The following is a 21,027-nucleotide window of genomic DNA, read 5'->3' as shown; positions in this document are numbered from 1 at the left end:
ACCCTGGCATTTTATACAAAAAGTGACAAAAAAGATCGGGTTTGATCACAGTCAGGGATCCCGGCTCGTCCACCGGGACGTGTGCATTTTAACGCCGCTACACCGCTGGCGAAGCGGACTGACTCCGCTAAATCCCCACTTGTTGCCAGCGCCACCGCCAAAGCGCCGTGAAAAACATCACCCGCACCTGTGGTATCTACCACATCAACTTTGAAGGCCGGTTGATGCTGACGCCCACCATTTTCCAGCCAGTCGCAGCCTGCGCTACCCTGGGTCACATAGACATGACCATTTGTGAGCGTTTGTGCCTGTTTTAGCGCACTGGCCATCTCTTTCACGCCCGTTAAGCGCGCCAGACCCGGTTCTGAAAAGGCCGCGTGATCGCTTAATGCCACCAGCTCACTGATATCCTGCGGCGTAATGTCCCCGTCCAGAACGGTCATCACACCCGCCTGACGGGCCAGGGTGAAGGCTTTTTTAGCGCCGTCGTGCCAGCGTACATCTGCCAGCACAACATCCCACTGAGAGAAATCAATTTCCTCCAACCACTCTGCGTCAGGCAGCAGATCCGGGCTGGGGTAGTTAATGATTATCCGCTCGCCTTTGGTATCCACCATGATGGCGGATTGCGAAGATTTCGCCTGGTTATACCGTTTGGTGTAACGGGTGTTAACGCCCCAGGATTCCAGCTCTGCCAGCAGGCTGTTGCCCGTGTCGTCATCACCTACGCGACCAATAAAATCGACCTGCGCCCCCAGCCTTGCCGCCGCAACCGCTGCCGTCGCCGCTGGCCCGCCACCAACTTCCGTATAATTTCTCGCCACGTATTTACCGCTCTCCGTCGGTAACCCTTCCACGTAATAGATGCGATCCATCACGGTTATACCTACACAAGCAACACGAATCATGGTCATTCCTTAAACATTTTGGGATGCGTTCATTTTAATTTCACCAATTGTTTAAAAAGTGACGGCTGTCAATTTTTTGACGATAAATTACAAATACGATCAAAAACAGACAAGCAAAGCATGTCATAAATGACAAAAAGTGACATCACTGTATTCAGGAGAGGGTTATGGCAGCAATCGCGTTTATCGGTTTAGGACAAATGGGTTCGCCAATGGCGAGCAATTTATTGCAGCAAGGGCATCAACTTCGCGTCTTTGATGTGAACGCCGAAGCTGTGCGGCATCTGGTAGACAAAGGTGCGACTCCCGCCGCCAACCCGGCGCAGGCCGCTAAAGATGCCGAATTTATCATTACCATGTTGCCGAATGGCGATCTGGTGCGCAACGTGTTGTTCGGTGAAAACGGCGTTTGCGAAGGCTTATCTACCGATGCGCTGGTCATTGATATGTCCACCATCCATCCGCTGCAAACCGATAAATTGATTGCCGATATGCAAGCCAAAGGCTTCAGCATGATGGATGTTCCGGTAGGCCGTACTTCTGCAAATGCCATTACCGGTACTCTGTTACTGCTGGCTGGCGGCACCGCTGAACAAGTTGAACGTGCCACACCGATCCTGATGGCGATGGGCAGTGAGTTGATCAACTCTGGCGGTCCGGGCATGGGGATCCGCGTTAAGCTCATCAACAACTACATGAGCATCGCGCTCAATGCGCTTTCGGCAGAAGCCGCCGTTTTGTGCGAAGCCCTGAATCTTCCCTTCGATGTTGCCGTCAAAGTGATGAGCGGTACCGCCGCCGGTAAAGGTCACTTCACCACTTCCTGGCCAAACAAAGTCCTCAGCGGAGATCTTTCTCCCGCCTTCATGATCGATCTTGCCCATAAGGATCTTGGCATCGCCCTTGATGTCGCCAACCAGCTGCATGTGCCAATGCCGCTGGGGGCCGCCTCACGGGAGGTTTATAGCCAGGCGCGCGCAGCGGGTCGCGGTCGCCAGGACTGGTCCGCCATTCTGGAACAGGTCCGTGTCAGTGCCGGGATGACTGCCAAAGTAAAAATGTAACGACTGGATAAAGGAATAAATGAATGAATAAGTACACCATCAACGACATTACGCGCGCATCGGGCGGTTTTGCCATGCTGGCGGTCGATCAGCGCGAAGCCATGCGCATGATGTTTGCCGCGGCTGGGGCACCCGCTCCGGTAGCCGATAGCGTTTTAACTGATTTCAAAGTTAACGCTGCAAAGGCCCTCTCGCCTTATGCCTCGGCGATTCTGGTAGATCAACAATTCTGCTACCGCCAGGTGGTTGAGCAAAACGCGATTGCCAAAAGTTGCGCCATGATTGTCGCCGCCGATGAGTTCATTCCTGGCAACGGTATTCCGGTCGATAGCGTGGTTATTGACCGCAAAATCAATCCGCTACAGATCAAACAAGACGGTGGCAAAGCCTTAAAACTGCTGGTGCTGTGGCGTAGTGATGAAGATGCGCAGCAACGTCTGGATATGGTGAAAGAGTTCAACGAACTGTGCCACTCACACGGTCTGGTAAGCATCATTGAGCCAGTCGTCCGCCCACCGCGTCGTGGCGATAAATTCGATCGCGAACAAGCGATCATCGATGCCGCCAAAGAGCTGGGCGACAGTGGCGCTGACCTCTACAAAGTTGAAATGCCGCTTTATGGCAAAGGTCCGCAACAAGAGCTTCTCTGTGCTTCACAACGTCTGAATGACCATATCAATATGCCATGGGTGATCCTCTCTTCCGGTGTCGACGAAAAACTGTTCCCGCGTGCCGTACGCGTGGCAATGACGGCGGGCGCATCGGGATTCCTGGCAGGCCGTGCAGTCTGGGCATCGGTCGTCGGTTTACCAGACAACGAGCTGATGCTGCGTGACGTTTGCGCACCGAAATTACAACAACTTGGCGATATCGTCGACGAAATGATGGCTAAACGCCGCTAAGATGAGGATAAAAGGAATGAAATGGTTTAACACCCTAAGCCACAACCGTTGGCTGGAACAGGAAACCGACCGCATCTTTGATTTTGGTAAAAATTCAGTAGTGCCGACTGGTTTTGGCTGGTTAGGCAATAAAGGGCAAATCAAAGAAGAGATGGGCACCCATCTGTGGATCACCGCTCGTATGTTACACGTTTATTCCGTTGCTGCGGCGATGGGTCGACCTGGCGCTTACTCGTTGGTTGATCACGGTATCAAAGCCATGAACGGCGCACTGCGTGATAAAAAATATGGCGGCTGGTATGCCTGCGTGAATGACGAGGGCGTGGTGGATGCCTCCAAACAGGGCTATCAACACTTCTTTGCTCTGCTGGGTGCCGCCAGCGCCGTCACAACGGGTCACCCGGAAGCGCGCAAGCTGCTCGATTACACCATTGAAATTATCGAGAAATATTTCTGGAGCGAAGAAGAGCAGATGTGCCTGGAATCCTGGGACGAAGCCTTCAGCAAAACCGAAGAGTACCGCGGCGGCAATGCCAATATGCACGCGGTGGAAGCTTTCTTGATTGTTTATGACGTCACTCACGACAAAAAATGGCTGGATCGCGCGATTCGCGTGGCTTCCGTGATTATCCACGACGTCGCCAGAAATAATCATTATCGCGTTAACGAACACTTCGATACCCAGTGGAATCCGCTGCCGGATTACAACAAAGATAACCCGGCGCATCGCTTCCGCGCGTTCGGAGGTACACCAGGCCACTGGATCGAATGGGGCCGTTTAATGCTGCACATCCATGCTGCCCTGGAAGCCCGTTGCGAACAACCACCAGCATGGCTGCTAGAAGATGCCAAAGGTCTGTTTAACGCCACCGTGCGCGATGCCTGGGCACCCGATGGCGCGGACGGGATTGTTTATACCGTTGACTGGGAAGGAAAACCGGTGGTCCGCGAACGTGTACGTTGGCCTATCGTCGAAGCAATGGGTACGGCCTACGCGCTCTACACCGTCACTGGCGATCGCCAGTATGAAACCTGGTATCAAACATGGTGGGAGTACTGCATTAAGTACCTGATGGACTATGAAAATGGTTCCTGGTGGCAGGAGCTGGATGCGGACAATAAGGTCACCACCAAAGTCTGGGACGGCAAACAGGATATTTATCACCTGCTGCATTGCCTGGTGATCCCGCGTATCCCGTTAGCGCCCGGCATGGCTCCAGCGGTTGCAGCGGGTCTGCTGGATATTAATGCGAAATAACTGATCTGAAAATAGGGTGCGGGTTTTCCCCTCACCCTAACCCTCTCCCCAAAGGGGCGAGGGGACCGTCCGGTGCAGTTTTTGGGTTTGACATCAGCCTCACGGGAGGCTGTATGTCGTTAATTAAGGTGCCTTGTATGCAAATCACCAATATGCATTGCAGTGGACAGACCGTTTCACTTGCCGCGGGGGATTATCACGCGACCATTGTGACCGTCGGTGCTGGTCTGGCTGAATTAACCTTTCAGGGTTGTCATTTAGTCATCCCGCACAAACCCGAAGAGATGCCGCTGGCGCATCTGGGTAAAGTGCTTATTCCGTGGCCGAACCGGATCGCCAACGGCTGTTACCGCTATCAGGGGCAGGAATATCAGTTACCCATTAATGAACATAGTTCAAAAGCCGCTATTCACGGGCTGCTTGCCTGGCGAGACTGGCAAATTAGTGAATTAACCGCCACCAGCGTTACCCTGACAGCTTTTCTGCCGCCCAGTTACGGCTATCCGTTTATGCTGGCTTCACAAGTTGTTTATTCGCTCAACGCACACACGGGTCTTTCCGTTGAGATCGCAAGCCAGAATATCGGCACTGTCGCAGCGCCTTATGGCGTGGGTATTCATCCTTATTTAACCTGCAACTTAACATCTGTTGATGAATATCTGTTCCAGCTTCCGGCAAACCAGGTTTATGCCGTTGATGAACACGTAAATCCGACAACGCTTCACCACGTTGATGAGCTGGATTTAAATTTCACGCAGGCGAAAACAATAGCCGCGACAAAAATCGACCACACCTTTAAAACCGCTAATGATCTGTGGGAAATAACCATTACCCATCCACAACAGGCGCTTTCGGTTAGCCTTTGTTGCGATCAACCCTGGGTACAAATTTATAGCGGTGAAAAATTACAGCGTCAGGGACTGGCAGTTGAACCTATGAGTTGCCCGCCTAACGCCTTTAATTCAGGTATCGACTTATTATTACTGGAACCAGGAAAACCGCACCGCCTGTTTTTTAACATTTACGGACAGAGAAAATAACTTGTATTGATTAGCAGTCAAAATCATTGAAGAACATTTCACTCGCTAAAGGCAACATTATGTATCTTCAATTTATTAAGTTAAAAACAGCTCAGCTTCTGTAAAGTTTTTATATATCAGTTTTATGAGAATCATTTTACATAAGCCTGTAATAACAGGAAGGCAACAATCTCGTTCTCAACTCTATGGAGATTAGTTATGGATACGCCACGTCCACAGTTATTAGATTTTCAATTTCATCAGAATAACGACAGTTTTACCCTACATTTTCAACAACGTCTTATTTTAACCCATAGCAAAGATAATCCTTGTTTATGGATTGGCTCAGGTATAGCGGATATCGATATGTTCCGCGGTAATTTCAGCATTAAAGATAAACTACAGGAGAAAATTGCGCTTACCGACGCCATCGTCAGCCAGTCACCGGATGGTTGGTTAATTCATTTCAGCCGTGGTTCTGACATTAGCGCCACGCTGAATATCTCTGCCGACGATCAGGGCCGTTTATTGCTGGAACTACAAAACGACAACCTTAACCACAACCGTATCTGGCTGCGCCTTGCCGCTCAACCAGAGGACCATATCTACGGCTGCGGCGAACAGTTTTCCTACTTCGATCTGCGTGGCAAACCGTTCCCGCTATGGACCAGTGAACAAGGCGTTGGTCGCAACAAACAAACCTATGTCACCTGGCAGGCCGACTGCAAAGAAAATGCGGGCGGCGACTATTACTGGACTTTCTTCCCACAGCCTACGTTTGTCAGCACGCAGAAGTATTACTGCCATGTTGATAACAGTTGCTATATGAACTTCGACTTTAGTGCCCCGGAATACCATGAACTGGCGCTGTGGGAAGACAAAGCAACGCTGCGTTTTGAATGTGCTGACACATACATTTCCCTGCTGGAAAAATTAACCGCCCTGCTGGGACGCCAGCCAGAACTGCCCGACTGGATTTATGACGGAGTAACGCTCGGCATTCAGGGCGGGACGGAAGTGTGCCAGAAGAAACTGGACACCATGCGTAACGCGGGCGTGAAGGTCAACGGCATCTGGGCGCAGGACTGGTCCGGTATTCGTATGACCTCTTTTGGCAAACGCGTGATGTGGAACTGGAAGTGGAACAGCGAAAACTACCCGCAACTGGATTCACGCATTAAGCAGTGGAATCAGGAGGGCGTGCAGTTCCTGGCCTATATCAACCCGTATGTTGCCAGCGATAAAGATCTCTGCGAAGAAGCGGCACAACACGGCTATCTGGCAAAAGATGCCTCTGGCGGTGACTATCTGGTGGAGTTTGGCGAGTTTTACGGCGGCGTTGTCGATCTCACTAATCCAGAAGCCTACGCCTGGTTCAAGGAAGTGATCAAAAAGAACATGATTGAACTCGGCTGCGGCGGCTGGATGGCTGACTTCGGCGAGTATCTGCCCACCGACACGTACCTGCATAACGGCGTCAGTGCCGAAATTATGCATAACGCCTGGCCTGCGCTGTGGGCGAAGTGTAACTACGAAGCCCTTGAAGAAACGGGCAAGCTCGGCGAGATCCTTTTCTTTATGCGCGCCGGTTCTACCGGTAGCCAGAAATACTCCACCATGATGTGGGCGGGCGACCAGAACGTCGACTGGAGTCTCGACGATGGCCTGGCGTCGGTTGTCCCGGCGGCGCTGTCGCTGGCAATGACCGGACATGGCCTGCACCACAGCGACATTGGCGGTTACACCACCCTGTTTGAGATGAAGCGCAGCAAAGAGCTGCTGCTGCGCTGGTGCGATTTCAGCGCCTTCACGCCGATGATGCGCACCCACGAAGGTAACCGTCCTGGCGACAACTGGCAGTTTGACGGCGACGCAGAAACTATCGCCCATTTTGCCCGTATGACCTCCGTCTTCACCACCCTGAAACCTTACCTGAAAGAGGCTGTCGCGCTGAATGCGAAGTCCGGCCTGCCGGTTATGCGCCCGCTGTTCCTGCATTACGAAGACGATGCGCACACTTACACCCTGAAATATCAGTACCTGTTAGGTCGCGACATTCTGGTCGCTCCGGTGCATGAAGAAGGCCGTAGCGACTGGACGCTCTATCTGCCGGAGGATAACTGGGTCCACGCCTGGACGGGTGAAGCGTTCCGGGGCGGGGAAGTTACCGTTAATGCGCCCATCGGCAAGCCGCCGGTCTTTTATCGCGCCGATAGCGAATGGGCGGCACTGTTCGCGTCGTTAAAAAGCATCTAATCACATCCGCCCGTGGGGAAACTCATGGGCAAAGGGAGAACATCGATGAGTCACATCACAACGGAAGATCCAGCAACTTTACGCCTGCCCTTTAAAGAGAAACTCTCTTACGGTATTGGCGACCTGGCCTCTAACATCCTGCTGGATATCGGTACGCTTTATCTTTTGAAGTTTTATACCGACGTTCTGGGGCTGCCAGGCACCTATGGCGGCATTATCTTTTTGATTTCAAAATTCTTTACTGCGTTTACCGATATGGGTACCGGCATTATGTTGGATTCCCGACGCAAGATCGGTCCAAAAGGTAAGTTCCGTCCTTTTATTCTGTATGCGTCATTCCCGGTCACCTTACTGGCGATCGCCAACTTTGTCGGCACACCGTTTGATGTCACCGGTAAAACGGTGATGGCCACTATTCTGTTTATGCTTTACGGACTGTTTTTCAGCATGATGAACTGCTCCTACGGCGCAATGGTTCCCGCTATCACCAAAAACCCCAACGAACGCGCCTCACTGGCGGCATGGCGTCAGGGCGGCGCTACGCTGGGCCTGCTGCTGTGCACGGTGGGATTCGTGCCAGTGATGAATCTTATCGAGGGTAATCAGCAACTTGGCTATATCTTCGCCGCCACGCTGTTTTCACTGTTCGGCCTGCTGTTTATGTGGATCTGCTACTCAGGCGTGAAAGAGCGTTATGTCGAAACCCAACCAACCAATCCGGCGCAAAAGCCTGGCCTATTGCAATCTTTCCGCGCAATTGCCGGTAACCGCCCACTGTTCATTCTGTGTATTGCCAACCTCTGCACCTTAGGGGCGTTTAACGTCAAGCTCGCCATTCAGGTCTATTACACCCAGTACGTACTTAACGATCCCATCCTGTTGTCGTATATGGGATTTTTCAGCATGGGCTGTATTTTCATCGGCGTGTTCCTGATGCCTGGCGCAGTCAGACGTTTTGGTAAGAAGAAGGTCTATATCGGCGGCCTGCTGATTTGGGTGCTGGGCGATCTGCTCAACTATTTCTTCGGCGGCGGCTCGGTCAGCTTTGTGGCGTTCTCCTGCCTGGCGTTCTTCGGCTCAGCGTTTGTTAACAGCCTGAACTGGGCGCTGGTTTCCGACACCGTCGAGTACGGCGAGTGGCGCACCGGCGTGCGTTCGGAAGGCACGGTCTACACCGGCTTCACCTTCTTTCGCAAAGTGTCTCAGGCGCTGGCTGGTTTCTTCCCCGGCTGGATGCTGACGCAAATTGGCTATGTGCCGAACGTCGCACAGGCTGACCACACCATTGAAGGGTTACGCCAGTTGATCTTCATCTACCCAAGCGCACTGGCGGTAGTCACCATTGTGGCGATGGGTTGCTTCTACAGCCTGAACGAGAAGATGTATGTCCGCATTGTGGAAGAGATAGAAGCCCGTAAACGCACGGCGTAATAATAATAAACGACGCCCTGCGGGGCGTTATAAGGAGTGATTATGTCTGACCATAATCCACTGACATTAAAACTGAATCTGCGGGAAAAAATCGCCTATGGTATGGGCGACGTCGGTTCGAATTTAATGCTCTGCATCGGTACTCTGTATCTCCTCAAATTTTATACCGATGAATTAGGGATGCCTGCTTACTATGGCGGGATTATCTTTCTGGTGGCGAAGTTTTTTACCGCGTTTACCGATATGCTCACCGGATTTTTACTCGACTCGCGGAAAAATATTGGGCCTAAAGGCAAATTTCGTCCCTTTATTTTATATGCAGCAGTTCCGGCGGCGTTAATTGCAACGCTCCAGTTTATCGCCACCACCTTTTGTTTGCCGGTTAAAACGACGATTGCCACCGCGCTGTTTATGATGTTTGGACTTTCATACAGTCTGATGAACTGCTCGTATGGTGCGATGATCCCGGCAATTACCAAAAACCCGAATGAGCGCGCGCAGCTCGCGGCTTACCGCCAGGGTGGTGCAACCATAGGGCTATTGATTTGTACCGTGGCGTTTATTCCGTTGCAGTCGCTTTTTTCTGACTCAACCGTCGGTTATGCCTGTGCGGCACTTATGTTCTCCATTGGCGGCTTTATTTTTATGATGCTGTGCTACAGAGGCGTCAAAGAGCATTATGTGGACACAGCGCCAACCGGACATAAAGCCAGTATTCTCAAATCTTTTTGCGCGATATTTCGTAATCCACCATTGCTGGTTTTATGCATTGCTAACCTGTGTACTCTGGCGGCATTTAATATCAAACTGGCGATTCAGGTCTATTACACCCAGTATGTGCTGAATGATATTAATTTATTGTCGTGGATGGGATTCTTCAGTATGGGATGCATCCTCGTCGGCGTATTACTGGTGCCAGTAACTGTAAAATGTTTTGGTAAAAAACAGGTTTATTTAGCTGGCATGGTGCTGTGGGCGGTGGGTGATATACTGAATTATTTCTGGGGAAGTAACTCTTTCACTTTCGTCATGTTCTCTTGTGTCGCCTTTTTTGGCACGGCCTTTGTAAACAGCCTGAACTGGGCACTGGTACCAGATACCGTAGATTACGGTGAATGGAAAACCGGTATTCGTGCCGAAGGTTCTGTTTATACCGGTTATACCTTCTTTCGTAAAATTTCTGCCGCACTTGCTGGCTTCTTGCCAGGCATTATGCTGACGCAAATTGGTTATGTTCCCAACATCGCGCAAAGCGATGCGACATTACAGGGTTTGCGTCAGCTCATTTTTATCTGGCCTTGTGCACTGGCAATTATTGCTGCATTGACGATGGGATTCTTTTACACACTCAATGAAAAACGGTTTGCATTGATTATTGAGGAAATCAACCAACGCAAAAATAAAGAGATGGCGACAGAGGAAAAAACGGCTTCCGTAACGTTATAAATGTCAATAGCCGCTATTTCCATCCTGGTGGGTGGCGGCCTCCCTACGTTTAAAAAATGGACTTATTATGAAAAAGATTAATGCAATAATTTTATTATCTTCTCTGACCTCTGCCTCGGTATTTGCTGGCGCATACGTCGAAAACAGGGAGGCATATAATCTTGCCTCCGATCAGGGCGAGGTTATGCTACGTGTGGGTTATAACTTCGATATGGGCGCGGGTATTATGTTAACCAATACCTACACCTTTCAGCGAGAAGATGAACTAAAACATGGCTATAATGAAATTGAAGGTTGGTATCCTTTATTCAAACCAACCGATAAATTAACCATCCAGCCCGGTGGCTTAATTAATGATAAGAGTATCGGTTCGGGTGGTGCAGTGTATCTGGACGTCAACTATAAATTTGTACCATGGTTTAATCTGACAGTACGAAATCGCTATAACCATAATAACTATAGTTCAACAGATTTGAGCGGGGAACTGGATAATAATGACACCTATGAAATTGGCACCTACTGGAATTTTAAAATCACCGATAAATTTTCCTATACATTTGAGCCACATTATTTCATACGCGTAAATGACTTTAATAGCAGCAATGGAAAAGATCATCACTGGGAAATCACTAATACCTTCCGTTATCGCATTAATGAACACTGGCTGCCTTATTTCGAATTACGTTGGTTAGATCGTAATGTCGAACCGTACCACCGCGAGCAAAACCAGATTCGTATCGGGACGAAGTATTTCTTCTGATGTGAAACTGCCGGATGCGGCGTAAACGCCTTATCCGGCCTACGGTTGATACGGTTTTCGTTGGCCGGATTAAGCACATCCGGCCATTAATCAAGCTTCAGCCGCCAGCATCTCTTTCTTACGTTGGCTAATTCGCTTAACCAGCATTACGGAAACCACCGCACCACAGAATGCGAAGCAGGCCATAATGCCAAACACGATTTTGTAGCCAATAATCCCCGGATTTAAATCCAGAATGTAGCCATACAGACTGAAGCAGAACATCGCCGGAGCGTAACCAATAAAGCTACCCAACGCCATCGCCGCGCCTGTTTTATTTTCAGCAATTTTTGCTTCGCCGATAGGTGCAAAAAATACGGCTCGCTGTGTAAAGACTATCGCGCCAAAGCCCAGCGTACATGCCATCCCTAAATAGACCGGCATACTTTCGTGCGGCAGCATAATCAACAGTACGAGCGCAGCGGTACTGATGATAAAGGTGTAGCATAGATATTTACTCGGCGATTTCAGGATCTTATCTGAAATCATGCCACCAATCGGTCCACCAATCATTTTCAGACAGTATTGGTTAATGATGCCGTAAGCCCCCACCAGCGCAACGGGCAATAGATAGATGTTTTTCAGGAATGGAATGAAGAATGTCAGGCCACAGTAAACCGCGTAAACGAAGAAGACGTTAAAAGCGATAAGCCAGATGGTTTTGTCTCTCAGCACCGAGGTCATACTGGTGTTTTGCGATGCTCCGTCTTCTTTTTTCACCTCAACGGACGGTGCCTCTTCTTTGTCATTCAGGACAAAGAAAATAATAATGCCTACGGCAATCACAATAAGGGAATAGAACCAGATGCCTGCTTTAAAACCCAATAAGCCACTGCCAAACCAGGTAAATACTGCCAACGCAGAAAATGCCACCACGGTATCGACAATGCCACGCCCTGTTTCGAAGAAGCCAAACAACCGACCTTGTTGTTCGCTATTGCCCAATCGACTTACCGACTTGAGCAAGACCGGCCAGTTCATCATGTCGCAAGTAACGCCAAATAGCGCCCAGACAAAGAGGATGCCCCAATACCCCGGCATTGTCGTCAAATAAACACCCAGTAATCCTGTCGCAATGAGTGAGAATGACATGGTGTATCTGCGCGGTAGTTTATCGGCAAAATAAATAGACAGAAAAAAACCCACTGTCGTGACAAATGAGTTTACCGACATAGCATTACCAATTTGACCATTGGTCAAATGGAAATATTCCTGCATCGGGATATAAAACGCATCTTTCAGCGACGGTAATTTATAAATTGTACCGCCACACAATGTTAATAGACTAAATAACGCCCATTTCTTTTTCGTGAGCATAACATCCCCTAAGCGATTTTTAAAATCACTGTTTTAAAGGCAATAAGATACCGACCATTCATATGGAATGGTTTTATTAACTGCGTATGAGTTAAAACTTATTAGTGGTTCAGAAGATGGTTTGCCTCTTGTTTGATTTGTTGTAGTACGTTACGCACATGATTTATCTGATTAATTGCATCTTCTTTTTCTTTACGTAACCGCGCATCCAGTAAATGATTTTCTGGCAATGGTGTTTCACTCATCTGGCGATAAGGGATCCACGGATTATCATCTTCGTCTTCAAAGCGGAACGCCGGCGCATAGTAATCAACCTCTTCTTCCAGGCCATATGCCGTCACCTGCGGCTCATCATCACCCAGGCATATAAGGTGCGTTAATAACGCTTTGAACGGCATATCACCCTGACCTGAAATACAGGCTTTATGACCCAGGCCACCCGGTTCTTTAACGATCAAGGCATCTTTGATATGGACCTGGGTAATATGCGGCGCCATCGTTTTTAAAGCGTCGATGGGATGCTCATTTGCATTGATCATGTTCGCAAAATCAAACAGTAAGGAAAGAGATTCCATCTCACTTTCTTTGACCAGCGACACCAGCTCATGGCTTTTTAAATCTTCATGCTGTTCGATCGTAAAAGTCAGGCCGCTGTCCTGATACGTTTCCCGTACATAGGCAATGTCGTTAGCGATGATCGATAATACGTCGCGCAAATTACCTTCATAACGTGGATAAAAACGTACGGACGATGCCCCAGTTTTCAACGCAATGGCGACGGCTTCGTCAATAGATGCCTTATCTGAGGCGCTGGTTTCAATATGAATATCAAGGTTCAGACGGCGGGCTTTATCCCCAAAGGCAGAGAGTTCTTTATCGTCCATATTACCAAGAGAAAAACGCTCGCCATCCAGAACATGGATTTTGACGCCACGTAGATTATTTTCACTTGCGATATCAAGTAAATCAGCAGGCAACACTCTTTCCAGCCGCATATTTAAATGAAAGGCATAAGCATGTAAATAAAGAGGAAGAGTGTCGACACGTTGTAGAATCTTTCTTGCGTTATTTATTGTCACCATAAAACACCTACAGATTAATGATGAGGTCTACGGCCTCAAATCGCCAATATTCAATATCTATCTGGACAATATTGCCTTGCTGGTCGGCGCGATGCTTTTCAATTAAGATCGCTGGCATACCCGCAGAACCGCCAAGATACTTGCTGATATCGCCCGGCATTCTGACGGGTTTGAAAATCAATTTTTTTACTACCGTCTCTTTTTGGTAGCACTTTTCCCAGACTGCAGAAAATGAGTGGTTTTCAAGTTGTTCAATAAAACCTGGGGCAACTTCAGGATTAATATATGTTTCATGATAGAAAACTTTATGTCCTTCCAGCGCCCCCCAGCCGGTAATACGATAGAGTTCGGTTGATGGCGTCACTGCAATCAGTGGCGCAAGCGTCTGGGGAATGTCGCTGGTACGGCTTTTCTCGGTAAACCCCCAGGAAGGTTCCCGCCCTTGCTCAATTGCGGCCCGCTGAAAGCTCGCCGACAGCTCCGGGCTGTAATTAAATCGCGGCTGAGTCACGAACCACCCTTTACGATCCTTACGGAAGATTTTGGATTCTGCCTCGAGGTTCAGCAACGCCTGGCGCAGCGTCATACGTTTAATGCCCAGCAGCTCTCCCAGCTCTCTTTCTGAAGGGAGTTTTCCACCCGGCGTGGTGATGCCATCTTTCAACCACCGATCCAGTTTCTCTTTTGCATTTTCTACGGTGGATTGATTCTCCGCCATTGTTTAATCCTTTTGGTTTAAACCAGATGAAGCATCTTACGCTTACGCCAAAAAAGAAAGCAATTAACGGCGTATGACTTTGCAGATAATTGTGACAAAGCTCTCTATTGACGTAATCCCAGACTTATAAGGGAGATACTCGCATTGGTGTGCGCTCACGACAGGTAAAAAAAAACCTGCCAGCGCTGGCAGGTTTTTTATGACTAAAAAACGAAATTAATCGTCTTTCGGTGCGCGGTTGGCGCGACGACGATCGTTTTCCGTCAGGTGACGTTTACGAATACGGATAGAGGTCGGGGTCACTTCTACCAGTTCGTCATCATCGATGAACTCCAGAGCTTGTTCCAGAGTCATGCGGATAGGCGGAACCAGAACAACGGCTTCGTCAGTACCGGAAGCACGCATGTTGGTCAGTTTCTTACCGGTCAGGCAGTTTACAGTCAGGTCGTTAGAGCGGCTATGAATACCGATAATCTGACCTTCGTAAACTTCTGCACCGTGACCGAGGAACAGCTTACCGCGATCCTGCAGACCGAACAGCGCGAACGCGACCGCTTTACCCTGACCGTTAGAGATCAGTACGCCGTTCTGACGCTGACCCACTTCACCCGGACGTACGTCGTCGTAGTGGCTGAAGGTGGAGTACAGCAGACCCGTACCGGAAGTCATGGTCATGAACTCAGAACGGAAGCCAATCAGACCACGGCTTGGGATCACGTAGTCGAGACGTACGCGGCCTTTACCGTCTGGATTCATGTTTTTCAGGTCGCCTTTACGTTCGCCCAGCGCCTGCATCACAGAACCCTGATGCTGTTCTTCAACGTCCAGCGTCACGTTTTCATACGGCTCTTGTTTACGACCGTCGATTTCACGGAAGATAACTTTCGGACGGGATACCGCCAGTTCGAAACCTTCACGACGCATGTTTTCGATCAGAACAGACAGGTGCAGTTCGCCACGACCAGAAACGCGGAACGCATCGGCGTCTTCGGTTTCTTCTACGCGCAGCGCAACGTTGTGTACCAGTTCTTTGTTCAGACGATCCAGGATCTGACGAGACGTTACGAACTTACCTTCTTTACCGCAGAACGGCGAGGTGTTAACGCAGAAGAACATAGAAACGGTCGGCTCATCAACGGAGAGTGCCGGCAGCGCTTCAACGTTTTGCGTGTCGCAAACGGTGTCAGAAATGTTCAGTTCGCCAAGGCCCGTGATCGCAACGATATCGCCAGCTTCCGCCAGATCGGTTTCGATACGTTCCAGACCGAGGTGGCCCAGCACTTTACCGACTTTCGCGTTGCGGGTTTTGCCTTCGCTATCGATGATAGTGACCTGCTGGTTCGGCTTCACTTTACCGCGCTTGATGCGGCCAATGCCGATAACGCCAACATAGCTGTTGTAATCGAGCTGAGAAATCTGCATCTGGAACGGACCGTCAAGGTCAACGTCCGGCGCAGGAACGTGATCAACAATCGCCTGATACAGCGGGGTCATGTCTTCCGCCATATCTTCGTGGTCCAGACCCGCGATACCGTTCAGCGCAGAAGCGTAAACGATCGGGAAGTCCAGCTGCTCGTCGGTCGCGTCGAGGTTAACGAACAGATCGAATACCTGATCCACAACCCAATCAGGACGCGCGCCAGGGCGGTCAACTTTGTTGATAACAACAATCGGCTTCAGGCCGTAAGCAAACGCTTTTTTGGTTACGAAGCGCGTTTGCGGCATCGGGCCGTCAAATGCGTCAACCACCAGCAGCACTGAGTCTACCATGGACATTACACGTTCAACTTCACCACCGAAGTCGGCGTGCCCCGGGGTATCAACGATGTTGATACGGTAATCATTCCATTTGATAGCGGTGTTTTTCGCGAGGATGGTAATCCCACGCTCTTTCTCCAAATCGTTGGAGTCCATCACGCGCTCTTGGGTTTCGGCACGAGAGTCGAACGTACCGGATTGTTGGAGCAGCTTGTCTACCAGGGTGGTTTTACCATGGTCTACGTGCGCGATGATGGCGATATTACGCAATTTTTCGATCACAACTTTGCCTCAGGCATTAGAAATAGCGCGTTATTGTACACGGATTAATCGCACTACAAAACAGGATCACAAACATCCTCCGCAAACAAGTATTGCAGAGTCCCTTTGTGATCGCTTTCACGGAGCATAAAAAGGGTTATCCAAAGGTCATTGCACCAATATGGTGCTTAATGTTTCCATTGAAGCACTATATTGGTGCAACATTCACATCATGGTGCAGCCCTTTTGCACGATGTTAAGCATGATAACGCCTTTTAGGGGCAATTTAAAAGTTGGCACAGATTTCGCTTTATCTTTTTTACGGCGACACGGCCAAAATAATTGCAGATTTCGTTACCACGACGACAATGACCAATCCAGGAGAGTTAAAGTATGTCCGCTGAACACGTACTGACGATGCTGAACGAGCACGAAGTGAAGTTTGTTGATTTGCGCTTCACCGATACCAAAGGTAAAGAACAGCACGTCACTATCCCTGCTCATCAGGTGAATGCTGAATTCTTCGAAGAAGGCAAAATGTTTGACGGCTCCTCGATTGGCGGCTGGAAAGGCATTAACGAATCCGACATGGTGCTGATGCCAGACGCATCCACCGCAGTGATTGACCCGTTCTTCGCCGACTCCACCCTGATTATCCGTTGCGACATCCTTGAACCTGGCACCCTGCAAGGCTATGACCGTGACCCGCGCTCTATTGCGAAGCGCGCCGAAGATTACCTGCGTTCCACTGGCATTGCCGACACCGTACTGTTCGGGCCAGAACCTGAATTCTTCCTGTTCGATGACATCCGTTTCGGATCATCTATCTCTGGTTCCCACGTTGCTATCGACGATATCGAAGGCGCATGGAACTCCTCCACCCAATACGAAGGTGGTAACAAAGGTCACCGTCCGGCAGTGAAAGGCGGTTACTTCCCGGTTCCGCCGGTAGACTCTGCTCAGGATATTCGTTCTGAAATGTGTCTGGTGATGGAACAGATGGGTCTGGTGGTTGAAGCCCATCACCACGAAGTAGCGACTGCTGGTCAGAACGAAGTGGCTACCCGCTTCAATACCATGACCAAAAAAGCTGACGAAATTCAGATCTACAAATATGTTGTGCACAACGTAGCGCACCGCTTCGGTAAAACCGCGACCTTTATGCCAAAACCGATGTTCGGTGATAACGGCTCCGGTATGCACTGCCACATGTCTCTGTCTAAAAACGGCGTTAACCTGTTCGCAGGCGACAAATACGCAGGTCTGTCTGAGCAGGCGCTGTACTACATTGGCGGCGTAATCAAACACGCTAAAGCGATTAACGCCCTGGCAAACCCGACCACCAACTCTTATAAGCGTCTGGTCCCGGGCTACGAAGCACCGGTAATGCTGGCTTACTCTGCGCGTAACCGTTCTGCGTCTATCCGTATTCCGGTGGTTTCTTCTCCGAAAGCACGTCGTATCGAAGTACGTTTCCCGGACCCGGCGGCTAACCCGTACCTGTGCTTTGCTGCCCTGCTGATGGCCGGTCTTGATGGTATCAAGAACAAGATCCATCCGGGCGAAGCCATGGACAAAAACCTGTATGACCTGCCGCCAGAAGAAGCGAAAGAGATCCCACAGGTTGCAGGCTCTCTGGAAGAAGCACTGAACGAACTGGATCTGGACCGCGAGTTCCTGAAAGCCGGTGGCGTGTTCACTGACGAAGCAATTGATGCGTACATCGCTCTGCGTCGCGAAGAAGATGACCGCGTGCGTATGACTCCGCATCCGGTAGAGTTTGAGCTGTACTACAGCGTCTAATAGTTGAAGTTGTACTACCCGGCGCAACAACGCCGGGATTTAGTTGCCGTGGAAACTTTCAGCCCATCTCTGCATGGGCTTTTTTCTCCGTCAATTCTCTGATGCTTCGCGCTTTTTATCCGTAAAAAGCTATAATGCACTAAAATGGTGCAACCTGTTCAGGAGACTGCTTTATGGCAACAGGCACGCAGCCCGATGCTGGGCAGATCCTCAACTCGCTGATTAACAGTATTTTGTTAATCGATGACAACCTGGCGATCCATTACGCCAACCCCGCCGCGCAACAACTGCTCGCCCAAAGCTCCCGCAAATTGTTTGGTACACCGTTACCGGAACTGTTGAGCTACTTCTCATTAAATATCGAGCTGATGCAAGAAAGTCTGGAGGCGGGGCAAGGTTTTACCGATAACGAAGTGACGCTGGTCATCGACGGGCGCTCGCATATCCTTTCTGTGACGGCCCAGCGTATGCCGGACGGCATGATCCTGCTGGAGATGGCTCCGATGGATAACCAGCGCCGCTTAAGTCAGGAACAGCTACAGCACGCCCAGCAGGTTGCTGCCCGTGATTTAGTGCGCGGCCTGGCACATGAGATTAAAAATCCGCTTGGCGGTTTACGTGGCGCGGCGCAGCTGCTCAGCAAAGCGTTACCTGACCCATCACTACTCGAATATACCAAAGTGATTATCGAACAGGCGGACCGGCTGCGAAATCTGGTCGACCGTCTGTTGGGGCCGCAGCTGCCCGGTACGCGCGTTACCGAAAGTATTCACAAAGTAGCTGAACGCGTGGTAACGCTGGTGTCGATGGAACTGCCGGACAACGTGCGGTTGATTCGTGATTACGATCCCAGCCTGCCGGAACTGGCGCACGACCCGGATCAAATTGAACAGGTCTTGCTGAATATTGTGCGCAATGCGCTACAGGCGCTGGGGCCGGAAGGCGGTGAAATCATTCTGCGTACCCGCACCGCGTTTCAACTGACCTTACACGGCGAACGCTACCGGCTGGCGGCGCGGATTGATGTGGAAGATAACGGGCCAGGCATTCCGCCTCATTTGCAGGATACGCTGTTTTACCCGATGGTCAGCGGCCGCGAAGGTGGCACCGGGCTTGGCTTATCCATCGCTCGTAATTTGATTGATCAGCATTCAGGCAAAATTGAATTTACCAGTTGGCCAGGGCATACCGAGTTCTCGGTTTACCTGCCTATCAGGAAATAAAGGTGACGTTTATGCAACGAGGGATAGTCTGGGTAGTCGATGACGATAGTTCCATCCGTTGGGTGCTTGAACGTGCGCTCGCTGGAGCGGGTTTAACCTGTACGACATTTGAGAACGGCGCGGAGGTACTGGAGGCGCTGGCGAGCAAAACGCCGGATGTGCTGCTTTCAGATATCCGTATGCCGGGAATGGACGGGCTGGCACTGCTCAAGCAGATTAAACAGCGCCATCCGATGCTTCCGGTCATCATTATGACCGCACATTCCGATCTGGATGCTGCCGTCAGCGCCTATCAACAAGGGGCGTTTGATTATCTGCCCAAACCGTTTGATATCGACGAAGCCGTGGCGCTGGTTGAGCGCGCCATCAGCCATTATCAGGAACAGCAGCAGCCGCGTAATATTCAGCTTAACGGCCCAACGACCGATATCATCGGCGAAGCGCCAGCCATGCAGGACGTGTTCCGTATTATCGGTCGGCTTTCGCGTTCTTCTATTAGCGTGCTGATTAACGGCGAATCCGGCACCGGTAAAGAACTGGTCGCTCATGCCCTGCATCGCCACAGTCCGCGCGCCAAAGCGCCGTTTATCGCGCTGAATATGGCAGCTATCCCAAAAGATTTGATCGAATCAGAACTGTTTGGCCACGAGAAAGGCGCGTTTACTGGCGCGAATACCATTCGTCAGGGGCGTTTTGAACAGGCCGATGGCGGTACATTATTCCTCGACGAAATTGGTGATATGCCGCTGGATGTGCAGACGCGTTTGCTGCGCGTGCTGGCAGACGGTCAGTTTTACCGCGTTGGCGGCTATGCGCCGGTGAAAGTGGATGTGCGGATTATCGCTGCCACTCACCAGAATCTCGAACAGCGAGTGCAGGAAGGTAAGTTCCGTGAGGATCTGTTCCACCGCCTGAACGTTATCCGCGTTCATCTGCCGCCGCTGCGCGAACGTCGGGAAGATATTCCCCGTCTGGCGCGCCATTTTTTACAGGTTGCCGCGCGCGAACTGGGCGTAGAAGCGAAGTTACTGCATCCGGAAACCGAAGCTGCTCTGACGCGTCTGGCGTGGCCAGGCAACGTGCGCCAGCTGGAAAACACCTGCCGCTGGCTAACGGTGATGGCCGCCGGGCAGGAAGTGTTGATTCAGGATTTGCCCGGCGAACTGTTTGAATCAACGGTTGCGGAGAGTACTTCGCAAATGCAACCGGACAGTTGGGCGACGCTTCTTGCGCAGTGGGCAGACAGAGCGCTGCGTTCCGGTCATCAAAATCTGCTTTCCGAAGCGCAGCCAGAGCTGGAGCGGACGTTACTGACGACCGCGTTGCGACATACGCAGGGGCATAAACAGGAAGCGGCGCGGCTACTCGGCTGGGGCCGCAACACTCTGACGCGTAAGTTAAAAGAGCTGGGGATGGAGTGATTCACGGCGTGTGTGTAAAGATTGATTATTGAGCGCAAATTGCTGGTATTTTGCGCTTTACTGTTCCGATAAGTTCAGTATGATCTTGCCCGGAAAACGGGGAGAGTCATTATGCTGGAATCAATAATTAATCTGGTATCGAGTGGCGCAGTTGACAGCCACACACCGCAAACTGCCGTTGCTGCCGTGCTGTGTGCCGCAATGATTGGGCTGTTTAGTTGAGTTTCAGATTGCTGATGAAGTGCTCTTTGTTCATGCCGGATGCGGCGTGAACGCCTTATCCGGCCTACAAAAGCAATATTTTCAACAGGTTTTGTAGGCCTGATAAGCGTAGCGCATCAGGCAATCTTGTTCTCAGCAC

At 50.4% G+C, this 21,027-nt stretch carries 17 protein-coding genes; 12 read left to right on the top strand and 5 right to left on the bottom strand.

Features of this window, described 5'->3' with window-relative positions:
* Positions 1-11: 11 nt before the first annotated feature.
* A complete protein-coding gene (yihV, locus tag ACJHW7_RS19875; protein WP_000621656.1) occupies positions 12-908 on the bottom strand; it encodes a sulfofructose kinase in 897 nt (298 codons plus the stop codon).
* A gap of 167 nt (positions 909-1,075) precedes the next feature.
* Between yihV and yihU the strand changes: the two genes are divergently transcribed.
* The 8 genes from yihU to ompL all read left to right on the top strand — a co-directional run bounded on the left by yihU (position 1,076) and on the right by ompL (position 11,044).
* A complete protein-coding gene (gene yihU / locus ACJHW7_RS19870; RefSeq protein WP_000718896.1) occupies positions 1,076-1,972 on the top strand; it encodes a sulfolactaldehyde 3-reductase in 897 nt (298 codons plus the stop codon).
* A gap of 23 nt (positions 1,973-1,995) precedes the next feature.
* Positions 1,996-2,874, top strand: a complete 879-nt coding sequence (yihT, locus tag ACJHW7_RS19865) for a sulfofructosephosphate aldolase (protein ID WP_001046453.1) — start codon at positions 1,996-1,998, stop codon at positions 2,872-2,874.
* A gap of 16 nt (positions 2,875-2,890) precedes the next feature.
* The gene (yihS, locus tag ACJHW7_RS19860) at positions 2,891-4,132 is read left to right on the top strand and encodes a sulfoquinovose isomerase (protein ID WP_000870916.1); all 1,242 of its coding nucleotides are present in this window, start codon (positions 2,891-2,893) and stop codon (positions 4,130-4,132) included.
* Positions 4,133-4,269: 137 nt separating this feature from the next.
* Positions 4,270-5,172, top strand: coding sequence for an aldose-1-epimerase (locus ACJHW7_RS19855; protein WP_001330865.1), 903 nt, complete (start codon positions 4,270-4,272; stop codon positions 5,170-5,172).
* Positions 5,173-5,370: 198 nt separating this feature from the next.
* Positions 5,371-7,407 carry a sulfoquinovosidase gene (yihQ, locus tag ACJHW7_RS19850; protein ID WP_000380841.1) on the top strand — a complete coding sequence of 679 codons (2,037 nt, stop codon included), beginning with the start codon at positions 5,371-5,373 and terminating at the stop codon, positions 7,405-7,407.
* 45 nt (positions 7,408-7,452) lie between these two features.
* Entirely contained in the window at positions 7,453-8,838 is a 1,386-nt protein-coding gene (locus ACJHW7_RS19845) for an MFS transporter (RefSeq protein WP_000018387.1), read from the top strand.
* 42 nt (positions 8,839-8,880) lie between these two features.
* Positions 8,881-10,284: an MFS transporter gene (locus tag ACJHW7_RS19840; RefSeq protein WP_001297066.1), complete on the top strand. Its 1,404-nt coding sequence runs from the start codon at positions 8,881-8,883 to the stop codon at positions 10,282-10,284.
* Positions 10,285-10,351: 67 nt separating this feature from the next.
* Positions 10,352-11,044 (top strand): porin OmpL, encoded by a 693-nt coding sequence (gene ompL / locus ACJHW7_RS19835; RefSeq protein WP_000723472.1) that lies wholly within the window; start codon positions 10,352-10,354, stop codon positions 11,042-11,044.
* A gap of 90 nt (positions 11,045-11,134) precedes the next feature.
* Here the strand turns inward: ompL and ACJHW7_RS19830 are convergent, their stop codons facing one another.
* From ACJHW7_RS19830 to typA, 4 genes are all read right to left on the bottom strand, one after another.
* Positions 11,135-12,400 (bottom strand): MFS transporter, encoded by a 1,266-nt coding sequence (locus ACJHW7_RS19830; RefSeq protein ID WP_000956320.1) that lies wholly within the window; start codon positions 12,398-12,400, stop codon positions 11,135-11,137.
* Between the two features lie 101 nt (positions 12,401-12,501).
* Positions 12,502-13,482 carry a sugar phosphate isomerase/epimerase family protein gene (locus ACJHW7_RS19825; RefSeq protein WP_000256396.1) on the bottom strand — a complete coding sequence of 327 codons (981 nt, stop codon included), beginning with the start codon at positions 13,480-13,482 and terminating at the stop codon, positions 12,502-12,504.
* A 7-nt stretch (positions 13,483-13,489) separates the two neighbouring features.
* Entirely contained in the window at positions 13,490-14,200 is a 711-nt protein-coding gene (locus ACJHW7_RS19820) for a GntR family transcriptional regulator (RefSeq protein WP_000829806.1), read from the bottom strand.
* A gap of 216 nt (positions 14,201-14,416) precedes the next feature.
* The gene (typA, locus tag ACJHW7_RS19815) at positions 14,417-16,240 is read right to left on the bottom strand and encodes a ribosome-dependent GTPase TypA (RefSeq protein WP_000570668.1); all 1,824 of its coding nucleotides are present in this window, start codon (positions 16,238-16,240) and stop codon (positions 14,417-14,419) included.
* 372 nt (positions 16,241-16,612) lie between these two features.
* Between typA and glnA the strand changes: the two genes are divergently transcribed.
* From glnA to ACJHW7_RS19795, 4 genes are all read left to right on the top strand, one after another.
* Entirely contained in the window at positions 16,613-18,022 is a 1,410-nt protein-coding gene (gene glnA / locus ACJHW7_RS19810) for a glutamate--ammonia ligase (protein ID WP_001271717.1), read from the top strand.
* A gap of 173 nt (positions 18,023-18,195) precedes the next feature.
* Positions 18,196-19,245 carry a nitrogen regulation protein NR(II) gene (gene glnL / locus ACJHW7_RS19805; protein ID WP_000190577.1) on the top strand — a complete coding sequence of 350 codons (1,050 nt, stop codon included), beginning with the start codon at positions 18,196-18,198 and terminating at the stop codon, positions 19,243-19,245.
* 11 nt (positions 19,246-19,256) lie between these two features.
* A complete protein-coding gene (gene glnG / locus ACJHW7_RS19800) occupies positions 19,257-20,666 on the top strand; it encodes a nitrogen regulation protein NR(I) (RefSeq protein ID WP_001188776.1) in 1,410 nt (469 codons plus the stop codon).
* 111 nt (positions 20,667-20,777) lie between these two features.
* The gene (locus tag ACJHW7_RS19795; protein WP_000893994.1) at positions 20,778-20,888 is read left to right on the top strand and encodes a YshB family small membrane protein; all 111 of its coding nucleotides are present in this window, start codon (positions 20,778-20,780) and stop codon (positions 20,886-20,888) included.
* Positions 20,889-21,027: the final 139 nt, after the last annotated feature.

This window comes from Escherichia sp. WS1152 (assembly GCF_046487665.1).
In the GTDB taxonomy this organism is placed as follows: Bacteria; Pseudomonadota; Gammaproteobacteria; order Enterobacterales; family Enterobacteriaceae; genus Escherichia; species Escherichia coli.
This window is presented reverse-complemented; position numbering and strand designations above follow the sequence as displayed.

Excerpts from the sequence above, each read along its gene's own strand:
- yihV (WP_000621656.1), bottom strand. The coding sequence starts at position 908 with ATGATTCGTGTTGCTTGTGTAGGTATAACCGTGATGGATCGCATCTAT.
- yihU (WP_000718896.1), top strand. The coding sequence starts at position 1,076 with ATGGCAGCAATCGCGTTTATCGGTTTAGGACAAATGGGTTCGCCAATG.
- yihT (WP_001046453.1), top strand. The coding sequence starts at position 1,996 with ATGAATAAGTACACCATCAACGACATTACGCGCGCATCGGGCGGTTTT.
- yihS (WP_000870916.1), top strand. The coding sequence starts at position 2,891 with ATGAAATGGTTTAACACCCTAAGCCACAACCGTTGGCTGGAACAGGAA.
- ACJHW7_RS19855 (WP_001330865.1), top strand. The coding sequence starts at position 4,270 with ATGCAAATCACCAATATGCATTGCAGTGGACAGACCGTTTCACTTGCC.
- yihQ (WP_000380841.1), top strand. The coding sequence starts at position 5,371 with ATGGATACGCCACGTCCACAGTTATTAGATTTTCAATTTCATCAGAAT.
- ACJHW7_RS19845 (WP_000018387.1), top strand. The coding sequence starts at position 7,453 with ATGAGTCACATCACAACGGAAGATCCAGCAACTTTACGCCTGCCCTTT.
- ACJHW7_RS19840 (WP_001297066.1), top strand. The coding sequence starts at position 8,881 with ATGTCTGACCATAATCCACTGACATTAAAACTGAATCTGCGGGAAAAA.
- ompL (WP_000723472.1), top strand. The coding sequence starts at position 10,352 with ATGAAAAAGATTAATGCAATAATTTTATTATCTTCTCTGACCTCTGCC.
- ACJHW7_RS19830 (WP_000956320.1), bottom strand. The coding sequence starts at position 12,400 with ATGCTCACGAAAAAGAAATGGGCGTTATTTAGTCTATTAACATTGTGT.
- ACJHW7_RS19825 (WP_000256396.1), bottom strand. The coding sequence starts at position 13,482 with ATGGTGACAATAAATAACGCAAGAAAGATTCTACAACGTGTCGACACT.
- ACJHW7_RS19820 (WP_000829806.1), bottom strand. The coding sequence starts at position 14,200 with ATGGCGGAGAATCAATCCACCGTAGAAAATGCAAAAGAGAAACTGGAT.
- glnA (WP_001271717.1), top strand. The coding sequence starts at position 16,613 with ATGTCCGCTGAACACGTACTGACGATGCTGAACGAGCACGAAGTGAAG.
- glnL (WP_000190577.1), top strand. The coding sequence starts at position 18,196 with ATGGCAACAGGCACGCAGCCCGATGCTGGGCAGATCCTCAACTCGCTG.
- glnG (WP_001188776.1), top strand. The coding sequence starts at position 19,257 with ATGCAACGAGGGATAGTCTGGGTAGTCGATGACGATAGTTCCATCCGT.
- ACJHW7_RS19795 (WP_000893994.1), top strand. The coding sequence starts at position 20,778 with ATGCTGGAATCAATAATTAATCTGGTATCGAGTGGCGCAGTTGACAGC.